Origin of the sequence: Rathayibacter sp. AY1B4 (genome assembly GCF_002932815.1) — a bacterium.
In the GTDB taxonomy this organism is placed as follows: domain Bacteria; phylum Actinomycetota; class Actinomycetes; order Actinomycetales; family Microbacteriaceae; genus Rathayibacter.
In genome coordinates this window covers 69,340-84,738 of record NZ_PSWN01000007.1, presented here as the reverse complement: position 1 = coordinate 84,738, position 15,399 = coordinate 69,340, and the positions used below count along the sequence as shown (strand labels likewise).

Below are 15,399 nucleotides of genomic sequence, written 5' to 3'. Positions count from 1 at the left end.
GTCCTCCCGCGGCCACCCTACGCGGGCAGGGCGAGGGCCAGAGCGGCGAGAGCCTGCGGAAGGGAGGGAGCGCCCTCCGCCCGGAAGACCACCTCTCCGGCCGTGTCCCGCACGACGACGGTGGGGGTCGAGCGGACACCGGCGGCCTCGGCCTCGACGGGGTGGTAGGCCACGTCGCGCTCGCGGATCTCGGCGGCGGGGACGAGCTCCGCGGCACGCTCCAGCACCGAGCGCGCGGCATGGCAGGCGCCGCAGAAGGCGGAGGTGTAGAGCTCGACGATCACGACGAAGGGAACGCCGGGGCGCGGCCGGGGATTCCCGGGCACCGTCAGCGGAGGAGCCAGGCCTCGTTCATGGTGAGGGCCGCGTCGACGAGCTCGACGCGCTCCAGCTCCTCGACGTCGCTCAGGGGGAACCAGGCGGCGGCGTCCGTGGAGCCGTCCACCTCGTGCGTGAGCTCGCCGCCCACGATGCGGGCGCGGTACACGACGCGGATGGCGTGCAGGGGGCCGGCCTCGGGATCGCTGCGGCGGTGCGCGGGGATCACGTGCGAGTCCACGCCGATGAGGGCCTCGAGCTCGGCACGGTAGCCCGTCTCCTCGAAGATCTCGCGGACCGCGGCGTCGGCGGGCGACTCGCCCTCGTCGATCCCGCCGCCCGGAAGCGTCCAGGCCGACCAGGGGCCCTGGCTCCAGTGCGCGAGCAGCATCCGCTCACCGTCGATGATCACGCCGTACGCGGCGACCCGGATGTCCACCGCAGAAGCCTAACCCGGGCATGCGAAGGAGCCGGACCCCCTGAGGGGCCCGGCTCCAGCGACGAGAACGTCAGGAAGCGGTCGAGGCCGCGTTCTGCGCGGCGCTCTGCGGCTCGTCCTCGGCGACCCACAGCTCGTCGTCGGCGCGGAACGTCTGCCAGACGGCGTAGCCGATGCCGCCGACGGCGACCAGCGCGGCGCCGATCGCGAAGACCGTGCCGACCTTGTTCTTCTTCTTCGGGGGAGTGGTGAGCTCCTCCCAGCGCGCCTTCGAGATCTCGGCGAGCTTCGCGCGGTTCTTCGAGTCCTTGGCAGCCTCGAAGGCGGCGGCGGCCGTGCCACCGACAGCGGCGAAGGTCGGGACGACCTTGTGCTTGTAGGCGTGGCGGGCCGAGGAGTACGTGCCCTCAACGGCCGAGACGCCGTTGTCGTAGACCGGCTTGACGCGCGAGTCGTACGTGTCCTTGACGAAGGGGACGAGCTCCTTCTTGGCGTACTTCGACGCGTGGCGGCGGCTCTTCTCGAGCACGGAGGCCGCGTGCGCCAGCACCTCCTGCTGCTCGCCCCAGACCGCCTCGGCGTTCTTGCGAAGACGCTTGAGGTCCTTCTTGTGCTTACGTGACAGACCCATGTTGGTCCTCCATCGGCTACGAGCAGCGAACGCCTCAATACTGCCACTCATCGATCGGCGTCCGCATCGCGCACCCAGCGCATTGACACCGGGCGTTGCAGGGGCCTACAGACGCGCTGTGCGAGAATCCGAGCATGCCTTTGCACACCGCAGTCGCGACGTTCCACACCAACAAGGGCGACATCGTCGTCAACCTCTACGGGAACCACGCTCCCAAGACGGTCCGCAACTTCGTCGGTCTCGCGACCGGCGACATCGAGTGGACCCACCCCGCCACGGGTGCGAAGACGAAGGAGCCGCTCTACAACGGCACCGTCTTCCACCGCGTCATCCCCGACTTCATGCTCCAGGGCGGCGACCCGCTCGGTCAGGGCATCGGCGGCCCGGGGTACCAGTTCGACGACGAGATCAACTCGGAGCTCGACTTCACCCAGCCCTACATCCTCGCGATGGCGAACGCCGGCAAGCAGGCGGGCCGCGGCACCAACGGCTCGCAGTTCTTCATCACCGTGGCGCCGACCACCTGGCTCCAGGGCAAGCACACCATCTTCGGCGCCGTCGCCGACGAGGAGTCGAAGAAGCTCGTGCAGTCGCTCTCGGCTGTTCCCACCGACGGCCGTGACAAGCCGCTCGAGGACGTCGTGATCGAGAGCGTCGAGATCACCGAGGTCTGATCGCCTCATCCACCACTCATTCGAGGGCCGGGTCCGTCAGGGCCCGGCCCTCGTTCTCCCCGGAGGCACGTCCGTGACCCAGGTCCCGCCGAGCAGCACCTACTCCTGCTACCGACACCCCGACCGGCAGAGCTTCGTGCGCTGCCAGCGGTGCGGCCGCACCATCTGCGGCGAATGCCAGACTCCCGCTCCGGTCGGAGTGATCTGCCCGGACGACATGGCGCAGCAGCGCGCCACCGCGCCGCGCACCCGCGGTCCCCTCCTCTCCCGCGTGCGGGCCATGACCCGCGCCGACCAGCCGACGGTGACCTACGCGATCATCGCGCTCTGCATCGTGCTGTGGATCGTCGAGATCCTCCCCTTCGTCGGCGGGCCGGCGGTCAACGCGCTCCTGTACGCCCCCGCCTACACGCTCCCCGGCTTCGGCGCCGGCTTCGAGCCGTGGCGGATGCTCACGTCGGTGTTCCTCCACAGCACGTCGCTCTTCATCGTCATCCCGTTCCACCTGGTGCTGAACATGTACACGCTGTGGGTGTTCGGCATGGTGCTCGAGCGGATGCTGGGCCGCGGGCGGTACCTCACCCTCTTCCTCCTGAGCGGGTTCGCCGGATCGGTGGGCGTCCTGCTCCTCGCGAACCCGTTGACCCCGGTGATCGGCGCCTCCGGTGCGATCTTCGGGCTGATGGGCGCGTACCTGGTGATCCTCCGGCACCTGGGCGGTCAGGCGTCGCAGCTGCTGGTGCTGGTCGGACTGAACCTCGTCATCGGCTTCCTGCCCGGGATGAACGTGGCGTGGCAGGCGCACGTCGGCGGTCTGGTGGCCGGCGCGCTCATCGGGCTGGTCTTCACGAAGACCCGGCAGCGCGCCCAGCGGCGCACGCAGAACCTCCTCGTCGGGCTCATCGGAGTCGGACTGGTGGCGATCACCGCGGGCGCCTACGTCCTCGGCTGATCCCGTCCCCTCCCGCAGCGGCGGGTCCGGCAGTGCCTCGCGCACTCCCGGGCCCGCCGCTTCGTCGTTCCCGCGGCGACCGTCTCCACCGCTGTCCACAGGTGCTCTCAACAGGTGGGGAGGAAGTTATCCACAGAGTTGTTAACACTGGGGAGAACGTCCCGGGTGTCCTCCTCGGGAGGACGATCCGGGGACGGCGGCGCGTCCGAGGACCGGCGGACTGGTGCGGATCCGGGCCCTCCTCGCCTCGAGCAGGCCAGCGCGGCGGAGACCGCGGAGTTCTCCACAGGAGATTCCACAGCTGGGGATAATTACAGCGGTGTAGTTCTTCGGCGGACGGCCACCAGGGCGGTCGCCTCACGGTCGTCGTCGCGGTGCAGCGAGGTGGCGAACCCGGCCGCCTGGAACGCGGAGGCACTCGCCGCGGCCTGATCCGCGCCGACCTCGATCACGACGACGCCGTGGGGTGCGAGCCACGCTCCCGCCTCCTGAGCGATGCGGCGGTGCAGGGCGAGCCCGTCCGACCCGCCGTCGAGAGTGAGCATCGGCTCGTGCACCCGGGCCTCCGGCGGCATGAGCGCGATCGCGGCGGTGGGGACGTAGGGGGCGTTGACGACGACGACGTCGATCCGCCCGCGCTCGCTCCCGGGGAGCGCGTCGAAGAGGTCGCCCTCGTGGACGTCGGCGCGGCCTGCGAGCGTGCGGCGCGCGCAGGCGACGGCGGCGGGGGAGAGGTCGGCCGCGAGCAGGCGGACGTTCGGCCGCTCCTCGGAGATCGACCGGGCGAGGGCGCCGGATCCGCAGCAGAGGTCGAGCACCACGGCGCCGTCCGGGAGGACCTCCAGGGCGCAGTCGACCAGCCACTCGGTGCGGACCCGGGGTACGAAGACGCCGGGTGCGACGGGGACGCGCAGGCCGCGGAAGGCGACCCAGCCGAGGATCTGCTCGAGGGGCTCGCCCGTCTCGCGGCGGCGGAGCAGCAGCTCGAGGTCGGAGGAGGAGCCGGCGGCCTCCTCGAGCAGGCCCGCCTCCTCCTCGGCGAAGACGCAGCCGGCGGCGCGCAGACGCTCCACCGACGACGAACGCCCCGTCGGCGGACCGGACGGGGCGTCGTTCACGACTGGGGGAGGCTCAGCGCCAGCGCGTCGTCATCAGGAAGCCGATGAACGCGATGCCGAAGCCGATCAGGATGTTGAGGTTGCCGAGATCGGGGATCGGCAGGGTGCCCTGGCTCACGTAGAAGACGATGATCCAGGCGAGTCCGAGCAGCATGAAGCCGAACATCACCGGCTTGAACCAGACCGGATTCGGTGCGTTCTCGCCGGTCCGGGCCTCGTCGCGCTCGGGCTTCGGGCTCTTCGTCGCTCGTGCCATGCCGACCACTGTACCGGGCGGAGGCTCCGGGCCGGGAGCGCCGGGGCTGCGCGGGTGCTGTGCGGACTCGCGGAGCGGCCGGTGCGGGCGCTCGAGTGGTCCCCTCGGCCCTCCTCAGGCGGCGACTCGGGAGGCCTCTCCACAGGTCCGGATCATGCGCCACAGCCGGTCACGGCTCGCGCCTAGACTCGTCGCATGACCGCCCAGAACTCCGACGGGGCGGCTCTGCGGCCGCGAGCGAAGCGACGGAGGGCCCGCCCGGTCCGACGACTCTCGTTCTTCGGAGTTGTCGGCGAGCTCCTGATGACCGCCGGCGTCCTGGTCCTGCTCTTCCTGGCCTGGCAGCTCTGGTGGAACGACGCGGTGATCGCCGGCCGGCAGACGACGCAGGCCGCGGAGCTCCGCGAGACCTGGAGCGACTCCTCTCCGGCACCGCAGCCGACCGAGGCCGCCCCGGCGGAGCCGGTCGTCGCGTCGGTCGCCGCCCTCGACACCTCCTTCGGCAACCTCTACATCCCGCGCTACGGCGAGGGGTGGGTGCGCACGATCGCCGAGGGCATCGACGCCGAGAACGTGCTCGACGAGGGGAGCATCGGCCACTACCCCGGGACGCAGATGCCCGGACAGGCCGGCAATTTCGCGCTCGCCGCGCACCGCAGCGCGTACGGCGGAGGCATGCACCTGATCGACGAGCTCCAGCTCGGCGACCCGATCTACATCGAGACGGCGGACGGCTGGTACACCTACCGCTTCCGCAACCTCGAGTACGTCCAGCCCTCCGACGTCCAGGTGATCGACCCGGTCCCCTGGACTCCGGACGCGGCTCCAACCGACCGCCTGATCACGCTGACGAGCTGCAACCCGCTCTACTCGACGGCCGAGCGGATCATCGCGTACGGCGTCTTCGACTCGTTCCAGCCGCGGTCCGCGGGGGCCCCCGCCGAGATCGCCGCCTCGCTGGCTCAGGAGGGCTGACCGTGTACGCAGCGCTGTGGCGGCTCCTGCCCGGGCCGTGGTGGGTCAGGCTCCTGATCGTCCTCGTCCTCGTCGCGGCGGTCCTGGTCGCGCTCGACGAGTGGGTGTTCCCCTGGGTGCAGTCGCTCGTGCTCGACCGGAACGTGACCGTCGGCTCGTGACCGGCGGCGCGGCCCCGCGGATCCTGGTCGTCGACCACCACGACAGCTTCGTCTTCACGCTCGTCTCGTACCTCCGCGAGCTCGGTGCCGAGGTCGACGTGGTCGAGGGCGACGACCTCGGGACCACGGCGCTCCTGGCTCGTGCGGAGGAGGCGGACGGAGTCCTGGTCTCACCCGGACCGGGCCGCCCCGAGGACGTCCCCGCGTCGACGGCGCTCGTGCAGCGGGCGGAGGCGACCGGGCGGCCGCTGCTCGGAGTCTGCCTCGGCCACCAGGTGCTCGCCCATGCTCTCGGCGCCCGCGTCGCGGAGGCGCCGGAGCTGCTGCACGGCCGGACGTCCGCGGTCCTCCACGACGGAGATCCGCTCTTCGACGGCCTGCCCTCCGGATTCGCCGCGATGCGGTACCACTCGCTCGCGGTCGACGGCGAGAGCCTTCCCGAGGAGCTGCGGGTGACGGCGCGGACACCGGAGGGAGTGGTCATGGCCGTCCGGCACCGGAGTGCTCCGCTCGTGGGCGTGCAGTTCCATCCGGAGTCGGTCCTCACCGAGGGCGGGCGGCGCCTTCTCGAGAACTGGCTGCGCGAGGTGAGGCCGGGCGGAGCGTCCGTATCGGCCGACGACACGCCCGGACTCTCGATCCCGGCTCGATGAGGCGGAATTCGCCGGGCTTATCGGGCTCGTTATCGAGTCGAGAGCATTGAGAATGATCAGCGACCACCGTCCCCCGAACGGGGATGCCGCCCTGAGTGCGTTCTCACGTAGAAATCCGCCATCTGACGGCTAAATGACGGCGGGCGGAGGAGAACGCCGGGACAGGGTATGAGCGTGACCTTGTCCACCCCCTTGCGCACCCCCCGATCAGGTGGCGGGATTTGACGGGCTCCCGGCGGAGGATGCGGCCCCTTTTCCCTGCATAATCAGAGGGCGTCGGCAGGGGGTCGGCGCCACAAGAGAAGTCCGGGGGGACCTCATGGTCGCATCGATCTCCTGGGCTTTCTCGGGAATCCGAGAACTCGAGAATCTCGGTCCGCGCATCGTCGTCAAACCCGGCACCGTTCCGAGCATCACCGGTTCGGGATTCGGCACCGCCGATCTGAGCGTCGTGCTGATGACGGTCTCGCCGTTGCGCGTCCTCCGCGGGACGTGGCCGGCCGACGACACCTCCTTCCTCACCTTCAGCTTCCTCATCGACGGCTTCGTGCGCATGGTCGCACCGGACCGCACGGTGCTGCTGCGTCCGGGCTCGATCTCGTACCAGCAGGGCACGACGACGTTCACGACCGAGTCGACGACTCCGGCCACGATCCTCCACCTCTCGCTGCGCGCCGACGAGATGCGCCGCTACGGTTTCGACACTTCCGCCCCGGTCTACGCGCTCGACCCCGACGCCCGGTCCACCCGCGCCGCGTACGCCTTCACGACCGCCTTCGCCCTCGCTGCGGAGTCCGGGACGGGGCTGCCCGGCGAGGGCGAGGTCACCGGCTTCGCCCACGTGGTCAAGCAGCTCCTCACCAGCGCGTTCCTCGCAGCGGCGAGCTCGCAGCCCGGCACCACGAGCGTCCGGGCCGCCACGCTCGGACGCGCGCGCACGGTCATCGACCGGACGCACCGCACGCCGCGCTGCACCCCGGAGGCGGTGGCCGACGCGGTCAACGTGTCCACCCGCTCCCTCCAGCGGCTCTTCGAGGACGCGGGCACCACGGTCGCGAGCGAGATCGAGCGCTCCCGGGTCGCCAGCGCCGTGGAGCTCCTGCGCCGCCGCCCGCGGGAGGTCCCGCTCGAGGCGATCGCCGCCGCGTCCGGATTCTCCTCGGCGGACCACCTCCGCCGTGCGCTCAAGCGCCGCGAGGGGCTCACCCCGAGCGACATCCGCGGCAGGATCGCACGCCCCGCCGACGGAGCGGCAGTCGGCGAGGTCGTGCGGCTCCAGCCCCCGCTCGCCGACGCGCGCCGGGCGTAGCCGTTCACCTCGGGGCCGTCGGCCCCGTGGAGCACCGAACCCGACGAGCGACGTCCGGACGAGCCCTCTTCGGCGCGCAGAGCAGCGGCCCGGCCTCCACCGGGCGCCGTCGGCCGACGCCGCAGCCGCAGCGGGCTGCAGGCCGGGTCAGCCCGCGCAGTAGCCGAGCTGGACGGTCGATCCCTGCGGGACGTCGCCCGGAGCCAGGGACTGGGTCGTGATGGGCGGGTTCGCCCGGGTCGCGTCGCAGGTCTCGTCCGGGACCTCGACCCCCACGAGCTGCAGCTTCTCGGAGGCGAGGGTGGCCAGCGCGCTGCTGAGGGACGTCCCGACGAGGTCGGGGAGCGTGACCTGGCCGGAGGAGACCGTGAGGTCGACCGGCGTGCCCGGGGCGACCTGCTGTCCCGCTCCGGGGGAGGCGGAGAGCACGACGTCGCCCGGGACGGTCGGCGAGTTCTCGCGGGTCTGGGAGCCCTCGACGAAGCCGACGGCGGTGAGCGCATCGATGGCCTCGGTGAGGCTCCGCCCGACGGTGTCCGGCACGGCGACGGGCTGCGGGCCCTGGGACACGACGATGCGGATGACCGTCTCGGGTGCGACGATCGTGCCCGAGCCCGGATCCGTGCGGATCACCTCGCCCTCGGGGACGGTCGAGCTGTACTCCGCGACCTGGCTCGGCACGAGATCGAGCTCGGTCAGGGTCGACTGCGCGCTGTCGTAGGTGGTCTCGGTGAGGGTGGGGACCTCGCGCGACTGCGACGGCAGCGTCGACGCGGGCTGGAGCGTCAGCACCCAGATCACGAGTGCGGCGACGATCACGGCCAGCACGACGATCGAGGACCAGATCCAGAGGACCGGCGGGCGGCGCTGGGTGCGGACGATCGAGTTGTCCTCGGCCAGCTGGCGGAGGGCGAGCTCGGAGTCGTTGACTCCGCCCTGGCTGCGGGCCGCGAAGAGCGAGGTGGTCAGCTCGTCGATCGGGCGGTGGTCGGGTAGGCGTCCGGCGGCGGCGTCGCGCAGGTCGTCGCGGAACTCCGCAGCTCCCTGGAAGCGCTCGTAGCGGTCCTTCGAGAGTGCGCGGGCGACGACCGCGTCGAGCGCCGGCGTGACGGCCGGGTTGATGGAGCTCGGCGCCGGCGGTGTCTCGCTGACGTGCTGGTAGGCGACAGCCACCGGGGTGTCGCCGCGGAAGGGCGCACGGCCGGTGAGGAGCTCGAAGAGCACGATGCCGGCGGAGTAGAGGTCGCTGCGGGCGTCGACCTGCTCGCCCTTCGCCTGCTCGGGGGAGAAGTAGGCCGCGGTGCCGAGGATCGCCGTGGTCTGAGCGACCGTGGCGGCGGAGTCGGAGACGGCGCGGGCGATCCCGAAGTCCATCACCTTCACCTGGCCCGACGGGGTCAGCATGATGTTGCCGGGCTTGATGTCGCGGTGGACGACGCCTGCGCGGTGCGAGTACTCGAGGGCGGTGAGGATGCCCTCCGTGATGCGGACGGCCTCGTCCACGTCGAGGGGGCCCTCGGCGATCAGGTCCTTGAGGAGGCGGCCCTCGATGTGCTCCATGACGATGAAGGGCCGGCGCGACTCGGCGCCGTTGTCGTCGAGCGAGACCTCCTCGCCCGCGTCGAAGACCCGGACGATCGTGGGGTGCGACATGCGCGACGCGGACTGCGCCTCCTGGCGGAACCGCAGGCGGAAAGCGGAGTCGGAGGAGAGGGAGAGCTTCAGCTCCTTGATGGCGACGGTGCGGCCGAGCCGGGTGTCGGTGCCGAGGTACACCTCGGACATCCCGCCGCGGCCGAGCCGGGGCCCGACCTGGTACCGTCCCGCGATCAGGCGACCCTCATCCGTCACGCGCACGCTCCCGCCCTGTACTTCCGTGTGGTGCGGCCCCGAGGAGCCACGGCAAGTGTACCTATGGGCCCCTGGTGTTCCGGGCGGGGGCGCGACGCGACGGCCGCGAGGCGCCGGGCCGGAGCGGTGCCCCGACCCGGCGCGCCGCCGCTACTCGGAGGGGGTGGGCGTCGAGGTCGCCTTCGAGGTGGGGGTCGGCGCCGGGGTCGGAGCCGGCTCCTCGACGGTGACGGAGAGGGTGGGCGAGGCCGCCGACTCCGACTCGCCGCAGAGCACGGTGTACGTGACGTCGATCGTGCCGGCCGTGGTGCCGGCCTGGATCGTCGCGGTCGTCGAGTTCGACGGGTTGGTGCTCGTCACGCTCGCGCCCTCACCGGTCGCGGTCACCCGGTAACCGCTCACGGAGGTTCCGCTCGGGCACTGGTTGTAGTTGCTCCAGGTGACGTTGAACGTCGCGCCCGCCTCGACGCTGGAGGCGGCGGGGGTGACGGTCGGCACGGCGGTCGGTGCGTCCGGGGTCGCGACCTCGGTGAAGACGGAGACCTCGATGGTCGTGCCCTTCACCACGTTCGCGGTGGGGTTCACGTCCTCGACGAGTCCGACCTGCTCGGCGGTGGGGGCGCTCGGGCCGTCCGCGCGGCGGACGCCCATGCCCAGGGCCTCGAGCTCGGTCTCGACGTCGTCGAAGGAGCGCCCGACGTAGTCGGCCTTGTCGATGACCACCGTGTTGGAGGTCGGCGTCGGCGTGGGGCTCGGAGTCTCGGACGGCGTCGGCGACGGGGCCGTGCTGGTCGTCGCGGTGGGGGAGGCGGCCGGGTCGCTGCTCCCGCCGGTCGTCAGAGCGAAGATCGTGCCCGCGATGACGACGGCGAGGATCACGATGAGGGCGATCAGCGGCCAGGTCCAGGGGCTGCGCCTGCGCGGCTCCTCGGCCGGCTCGAGAGGCTCCTCGATCGGCACGAACGGAGCGGCGGCCGCGGCCGCGAGCGCCCCGGAGGGCAGCACCGTGGTCGCCTGCGTCGCGCCCTGGTTGGAGGGGAGGACCGTGGTCGCCTGCGTCGCGGGAAGGTCGCTGAGGACCGCGGGGACGGCCAGCGCCGCTCCGCGCACGTCGCCCGAGCGCAGCGCCTGGGCCGCCCGCGCGAGGTGCGCGGCGGTGGCGGGGCGGTCGGCCGGCTTCTTGGCGATGCAGGAGTAGACGAGGTTGCGCACCGGCTCCGCGACCGTGACCGGCAGCTCCGGCGGGGTGTCGTTGATCTGCGCCATCGCGATGGCGACCTGCGACTCGCCCGTGAAGGGGCGGCGCCCGGCCAGGCACTCGTACGCGACGATGCCCAGCGAGTAGATGTCGGTGGCGGGGGAGGCGGGCTGGCCGCTCGCCTGCTCCGGGGACAGGTACTGGACCGTGCCCATGACCTGGCCGGTCGCCGTCAGCGGGACCTGGTCGGCGATGCGTGCGATGCCGAAGTCGGTGATCTTGACGCGGCCGTCCGGCGTGATGAGCAGGTTGCCCGGCTTCACATCGCGGTGCACGAGGCCCGCGGCGTGCGCGGCGTGCAGGGCGAGCGCGGTCTGCGCGACGATGTCGAGGACCTTGTCGGTCGAGAGGACGCGCTCGCGCTCGAGGACGGTCGAGAGCGCCTCGCCGGGGACGAGCTCCATGACCAGGTAGGCCGAGCCGTCCTCCTCGCCGTAGTCGTAGACGTTGGCGATGCCCTCGTGGTTGACCAGCGCCGCGTGGCGGGCCTCGGCGCGGAAGCGCTCGAGGAAGCCGGGGTCGCCGAGGTACTCGTCCTTCAGGATCTTGATCGCGATGGTGCGGCCGATGACGAGATCGGTCGCCTGCCACACCTCTCCCATGCCGCCGATGGCGATCCGGGACTGCAGCTCGTAGCGTCCCCCGAAGGTGAGGCCTGTCGTGGGTCTCATTTGTTCAGCACCGCCTCTAGTACCTGTTGTCCGATGGGTGCGGCGATCAGGTTGCCGTACCCGGTCTGGCCGAGCCCTCCACCGTTCTCCACGAGCACGGTGATGGCGTACTGCGGGTCGTCCGCAGGCGCGAAGCCGGTGAACCAGAGGGTGTACGGGTCGTCCCCGCCGTTCTCGGCGGTACCGGTCTTACCGGCCACAGTGACGCCCCCTATTGTTGCATTCGTCGCCGCGCCGCCCTGGACGCTGGCGACCATCATCGCCTTGACGGCGTCCGCGGTCTGCGTGCTCACCGCCCGGCCGAGCGACTTCTCCTGGAACTGCTGCAGCACGCTGAGGTCCTGCGAGCGGATCGAGTCGACCAGGTTCGGCTGCATCACCTCGCCGCCGTTCGCGATCGCCGCGGAGACCATGGCGATCTGCAGCGGCGTCGCGCGCACCTCGTACTGCCCGAAGGCGGTGAGGGCCGTCTGGGCGTCGTCCGTCTTCGTCGGGTAGGTGCTCGCCTCGACCGACATCGGGATCTCGAGCTCGGTGTCGAAGCCGAACTTCTCGGCCTGCGAGCGGATCGCGTCCGCTCCGAGCTGCACGCCCATCTCGGCCATCGGGACGTTGCAGGAGAGCGAGACGGCGGTGGCCAGCGTGACCGTCTCTCCGGAGCCGCAGAGACCGCCTCCGGAGTTGATCACCTGCGACGAGGAGCCGGGCAGCGTGTAGGACTCGACGTTGGGGAAGCTCGAGTCGGCCGTGAAGCGGCCGGACTCGAGGGCGGCCGAGGCCACGACGAGCTTGAAGACGGAGCCGGGCGGGTTGAGCGAGCCGCCGATCGCACGGTTCACGAGGGGCTCGGAGGAGTCGTCGTTCAGCGCCCGGTAGGCGGCGAGGACGTCGTCGGTGTCGTGGGAGGCCAGCGCGGTGGGATCGAAGGTGGGCTTCGAGACCATCGCGAGGATGCGTCCGGTGGCCGGCTCCGTCACGACGACGGCCCCCGTGTAGTCGCCGAGCGCGTCGAAGGCGGCCTGCTGGGCGACCGGGTCGATCGAGAGCTCGACCGACGCTCCCTTCGGGTCCTGGCCCGTGACGAGGTTGTTGATCTCGTCGAAGAACTGCGAGTTCGAGGTGCCCGAGAGGTAGTCGTTGAGCGTGCGCTCGATGCCGGTGGTGCCCTGGTTCAGAGTGAAGTAGCCGGTCACGGCGGAGTAGAGCGGGCCGTTCGCGTACTGCCGCTGGAACTTGTAGAGGTCGTCCGACGGCGTCGAGGAGGCGATCGGCTGACCGCCGGCGAGGATCGCACCGCGCTCGGTCGAGAAGCTCTCGTAGAGGGTCCGCGTGTTGCGGCCGTCCTCGTCGAGGGAGTCGGCCTGGATCACCTGGATGGTGGTGGTGGAGAGGAAGAGGGCCACGAACATCGTCAGCACGACGAGGCTCACCCGTTTGAGTTCTCGGTTCATCGACGGATCACACCACCAGACGAGGCTGACTGCGGACTGTGTCGGACAGGCGCAGCAGCACCGCCACGATCATCCAGTTCGCCACGAGGGAGGAGCCGCCGGCGGCGAGGAACGGCGTGGTCAGGCCGGTCAGCGGGATGACGCGGGTGACGCCTCCGATGACGATGAAGCACTGCAGGGCGATCACGAACGAGAGGCCGACTCCCAGGAGGCGCCCGAAGTCGTCCTGCCCGGCGAAGCCGATGCGGAACCCGCGCGAGACCAGCAGGAGGTAGAGGCCGAAGATCGCGAAGAGCCCGGCGAGGCCCAGCTCCTCGCCGAGGCTGGCGATGATGTAGTCGGACTGCGGGACCGGCGTGAGATCCGGCATCCCCTGGCCGAGGCCCGTGCCGAGCAGCCCGCCGTGCGCGAGGCCGAAGAGGCCCTGCACGAGCTGGTAGCTGCCGCCCGGATCCGCCCCGTAGCGCTCGGCGCTGAAGGGCTCGAGCCAGTTGGCGAAGCGGTTGCCCACGTAGTCGAGCGTCTGGCTCGCCAGCAGCGCGCCGCCGAGGAACAGGCCGACGCCGATGAGGACCCAGCTGGTGCGCCCGGTCGCGACGTAGAGCATGACCAGGAACAGGCCGAAGTAGAGCAGCGCCGTCCCCAGGTCGCGCTGGAAGACGATGACGCCCATCGTGACCGCCCAGACCACCAGGATCGGGCCGAGGTCGCGCAGGCGCGGGAAGCGCATCCCGAGGACGGTGCGGCCCACCATCGAGAGGGAGTCGCGGTTGCGCACGAGGTAGCCGGCGAAGAAGACCGCGAGGGCGATCTTGGCGATCTCGCCGGGCTGGAAGCTCGCCACGTCGCCGATCCCGATCCAGACGCGCGCGCCGCTGACCTCGCGGCCGATGAAGGGCAGGAGCGGCAGCAGGAGCAGCACGATCGCCGCGAACCCGGCGACGTAGGTGTAGCGGAACAGCACGCGGTGGTTGCGGATGACCAGCAGCACCACGATCGCCGCCACGACGGCCAGGGCGCTCCAGAAGATCTGCCGCACCGCCACCGACTCCCAGCCGGTCGCGCCGTCGGCGATGTCGATCCGGTAGATCTCGGCGACGCCCAGGCCGTTCAGCACGGTGGCGATCGGGAGGAGGAAGGGGTCGGCCGCCGGGGCCGCGAAGCGCAGCACGACGTGCACGGCGAGCACGAGCGCCGAGAGGCCGGCGCCCAGCGAGACCAGCGTGGTGTCGATCGAGCCGAGGGCGCCGAGCTGCACGAGCACGATCGCGCCGGCGTCGATCAGGCATGCGCCGATCAGGAGCAGGAGCTCGAGATTGCGCAGCTTCTGGCGGAAGAAGCCCTGCCGCTCGGGGGCGGGGCGGGCGGTGGCCGTGGCGGCGTCCGTCATGGTGCTCCGTTCGCGTCCGTGAGGCGCTCGACGATGTCGACCGCGCCGGCGTAGGAGTCGGCGCTGATCGTCTGCTCCAGCTGCTCGACGTCGTAGGCGCGGAGGGAGTCGAGCGGGATTCCCGTGTCCTCGTTCACCTCCGAGAGCGAGAGCGGGCCGACCGACTGCTGGATGCCCTGGTAGATGATCACGGTGTCCCCGTCGGTGCCGACGTAGAAGCGCGACTGCGTCCAGTCGTAGGCGAAGAGGATCCCGAGGAATCCGATGATGAGCACGAGGGACAGGCCGACGAGCCAGGTGATGCGGCGGCGCAGGTGCCGGCGGCGGTCCTCCTCGATCAGCTCGTCGAGGTAGTCCTCGGACGCGGGCTCGAAGTGGGTGGGGCCCTGCGCGGCGGGAGCGCGGGTGTGCAGGCGGAGGCCGGGGATCCGGACGCGGTTCTGCGAGTCGTCGGTGCTGAAGGGCGTGGGCGCGGCGGCGGATCCGACGACCACCGGCTCCTCCACGGGGGCGAGGATGCGCGCGGTGTCGCCTGCCCCGGGGATGTCGAGGACGACGACGGTGACGTTGTCCGGGGCGCCGTGCGAGAGGCTGTCGCGGATCAGGCGGTCGGCCACCTGCTGGGCGGTCTCGTCGCGGCTGAGCTCCTTGAGGATCTCGTCGTGCGGGACGACGCCGGAGAGGCCGTCGGAGCAGATCAGCCAGCGGTCGTGCGGCTCGGTCTCGAGCGTGAGCGTGTCGATCTCGGGGTTGGTGTGCACGTCGCCGAGGACCCGCATCAGGACGGAGCGGCGCGGATGCGTCATCGCCTCCTCCTCCGTGATGCGGCCGGAGTCGACCAGGCGCTGCACGAAGGTGTGGTCGGTCGTGACCTGCTCGAGCCGGCCGTCGCGGAGGACGTAGATGCGGGAGTCGCCGATGTGCGCGATCGCCACCGACTCGCCGACGCGGGCGATGGCGCTGACGGTGGTGCCCATGCCGGTGAGCTCGGGGTGGTCGACCACGGCGTCGGCCAGCAGGGTGTTGGCCGCCAGCAGGGTGCGCTTGAGCTCGTCCTCGGCCTCGTAGGTGGAGGCGTAGACGCGGTCCGCCTCCGCGATGCGCTTGATCGCGATGGAGGAGGCGACGTCGCCGCCCGCGTGGCCGCCCATGCCGTCGGCGACGACGAAGAGCTGCCGGCCCGCGTAGCCGGAGTCCTGGTTGTTCGAGCGGATCCTGCCGACGTGCGAGACGGCGGCGCTCTCGCGCACCGCGCCGTGGCCGGAGCCGCTCTCCGGAGTGGGGGCCACGCG

General features: G+C 71.2%; 16 protein-coding genes. 6 read left to right on the top strand and 10 right to left on the bottom strand.

All coding sequences use genetic code 11. The annotated features are described in order from the left end of the window. Nucleotides 1-17 precede the first annotated feature (17 nt). From C5D66_RS06640 to C5D66_RS06630, 3 genes are all read right to left on the bottom strand, one after another. Nucleotides 18-326: a thioredoxin family protein gene (locus C5D66_RS06640; RefSeq protein ID WP_258063857.1), complete on the bottom strand. Its 309-nt coding sequence runs from the start codon at nucleotides 324-326 to the stop codon at nucleotides 18-20. A gap of 2 nt (nucleotides 327-328) precedes the next feature. Continuing rightward, nucleotides 329-757, bottom strand: a complete 429-nt coding sequence (locus C5D66_RS06635; protein ID WP_104222671.1) for an NUDIX hydrolase — start codon at nucleotides 755-757, stop codon at nucleotides 329-331. Between the two features lie 70 nt (nucleotides 758-827). Next, nucleotides 828-1,388 (bottom strand): hypothetical protein, encoded by a 561-nt coding sequence (locus C5D66_RS06630; protein WP_104255643.1) that lies wholly within the window; start codon nucleotides 1,386-1,388, stop codon nucleotides 828-830. A 134-nt stretch (nucleotides 1,389-1,522) separates the two neighbouring features. Here C5D66_RS06630 and C5D66_RS06625 point away from each other — a divergent pair, with 134 nt between their 5' ends. Then, entirely contained in the window at nucleotides 1,523-2,062 is a 540-nt protein-coding gene (locus C5D66_RS06625) for a peptidylprolyl isomerase (RefSeq protein WP_104255644.1), read from the top strand. Nucleotides 2,063-2,135: 73 nt separating this feature from the next. Then, a complete protein-coding gene (locus tag C5D66_RS06620) occupies nucleotides 2,136-3,014 on the top strand; it encodes a rhomboid family intramembrane serine protease (RefSeq protein ID WP_104222668.1) in 879 nt (292 codons plus the stop codon). A gap of 311 nt (nucleotides 3,015-3,325) precedes the next feature. Here the strand turns inward: C5D66_RS06620 and C5D66_RS06615 are convergent, their stop codons facing one another. Next, nucleotides 3,326-4,132, bottom strand: a complete 807-nt coding sequence (locus tag C5D66_RS06615; RefSeq protein ID WP_181067892.1) for a putative protein N(5)-glutamine methyltransferase — start codon at nucleotides 4,130-4,132, stop codon at nucleotides 3,326-3,328. Nucleotides 4,133-4,145: 13 nt separating this feature from the next. Continuing rightward, nucleotides 4,146-4,388: a cell division protein CrgA gene (locus tag C5D66_RS06610; protein ID WP_104222667.1), complete on the bottom strand. Its 243-nt coding sequence runs from the start codon at nucleotides 4,386-4,388 to the stop codon at nucleotides 4,146-4,148. 195 nt (nucleotides 4,389-4,583) lie between these two features. Here C5D66_RS06610 and C5D66_RS06605 point away from each other — a divergent pair, with 195 nt between their 5' ends. The 4 genes from C5D66_RS06605 (at nucleotide 4,584) to C5D66_RS06595 (ending at nucleotide 7,486) form a co-directional block, all read left to right on the top strand. Next, nucleotides 4,584-5,363: a class E sortase gene (locus C5D66_RS06605; protein WP_104255646.1), complete on the top strand. Its 780-nt coding sequence runs from the start codon at nucleotides 4,584-4,586 to the stop codon at nucleotides 5,361-5,363. Nucleotides 5,364-5,365: 2 nt separating this feature from the next. Next, on the top strand, nucleotides 5,366-5,524 hold the full coding sequence (locus C5D66_RS17105) for a hypothetical protein (protein ID WP_167299010.1): 159 nt from the start codon (nucleotides 5,366-5,368) through the stop codon (nucleotides 5,522-5,524). Next, on the top strand, nucleotides 5,521-6,177 hold the full coding sequence (locus tag C5D66_RS06600; RefSeq protein ID WP_104255647.1) for an aminodeoxychorismate/anthranilate synthase component II: 657 nt from the start codon (nucleotides 5,521-5,523) through the stop codon (nucleotides 6,175-6,177). The genes C5D66_RS17105 and C5D66_RS06600 overlap by 4 nt, the downstream gene beginning before the upstream one ends. Before the next feature lie 319 nt (nucleotides 6,178-6,496). Further along, the gene (locus C5D66_RS06595) at nucleotides 6,497-7,486 is read left to right on the top strand and encodes a helix-turn-helix domain-containing protein (RefSeq protein ID WP_104255648.1); all 990 of its coding nucleotides are present in this window, start codon (nucleotides 6,497-6,499) and stop codon (nucleotides 7,484-7,486) included. A gap of 147 nt (nucleotides 7,487-7,633) precedes the next feature. On the opposite strand, the gene pknB is transcribed toward C5D66_RS06595, so the two are convergent. The 5 genes from pknB to C5D66_RS06570 all read right to left on the bottom strand — a co-directional run bounded on the left by pknB (nucleotide 7,634) and on the right by C5D66_RS06570 (nucleotide 15,396). Then, entirely contained in the window at nucleotides 7,634-9,337 is a 1,704-nt protein-coding gene (gene pknB, locus C5D66_RS06590) for a Stk1 family PASTA domain-containing Ser/Thr kinase (protein WP_104255669.1), read from the bottom strand. Nucleotides 9,338-9,487: 150 nt separating this feature from the next. Further along, nucleotides 9,488-11,266 carry a protein kinase gene (locus C5D66_RS06585; RefSeq protein ID WP_104255649.1) on the bottom strand — a complete coding sequence of 593 codons (1,779 nt, stop codon included), beginning with the start codon at nucleotides 11,264-11,266 and terminating at the stop codon, nucleotides 9,488-9,490. Beyond that, nucleotides 11,263-12,717: a penicillin-binding protein 2 gene (locus C5D66_RS06580; protein ID WP_104232999.1), complete on the bottom strand. Its 1,455-nt coding sequence runs from the start codon at nucleotides 12,715-12,717 to the stop codon at nucleotides 11,263-11,265. The genes C5D66_RS06585 and C5D66_RS06580 overlap by 4 nt, the downstream gene beginning before the upstream one ends. Before the next feature lie 7 nt (nucleotides 12,718-12,724). Then, complete coding sequence (locus tag C5D66_RS06575) at nucleotides 12,725-14,107, bottom strand: FtsW/RodA/SpoVE family cell cycle protein (protein WP_104225777.1); 1,383 nt, start codon at nucleotides 14,105-14,107, stop codon at nucleotides 12,725-12,727. After that, on the bottom strand, nucleotides 14,104-15,396 hold the full coding sequence (locus C5D66_RS06570; protein WP_258063856.1) for a Stp1/IreP family PP2C-type Ser/Thr phosphatase: 1,293 nt from the start codon (nucleotides 15,394-15,396) through the stop codon (nucleotides 14,104-14,106). The genes C5D66_RS06575 and C5D66_RS06570 overlap by 4 nt, the downstream gene beginning before the upstream one ends. Nucleotides 15,397-15,399 lie beyond the last annotated feature (3 nt).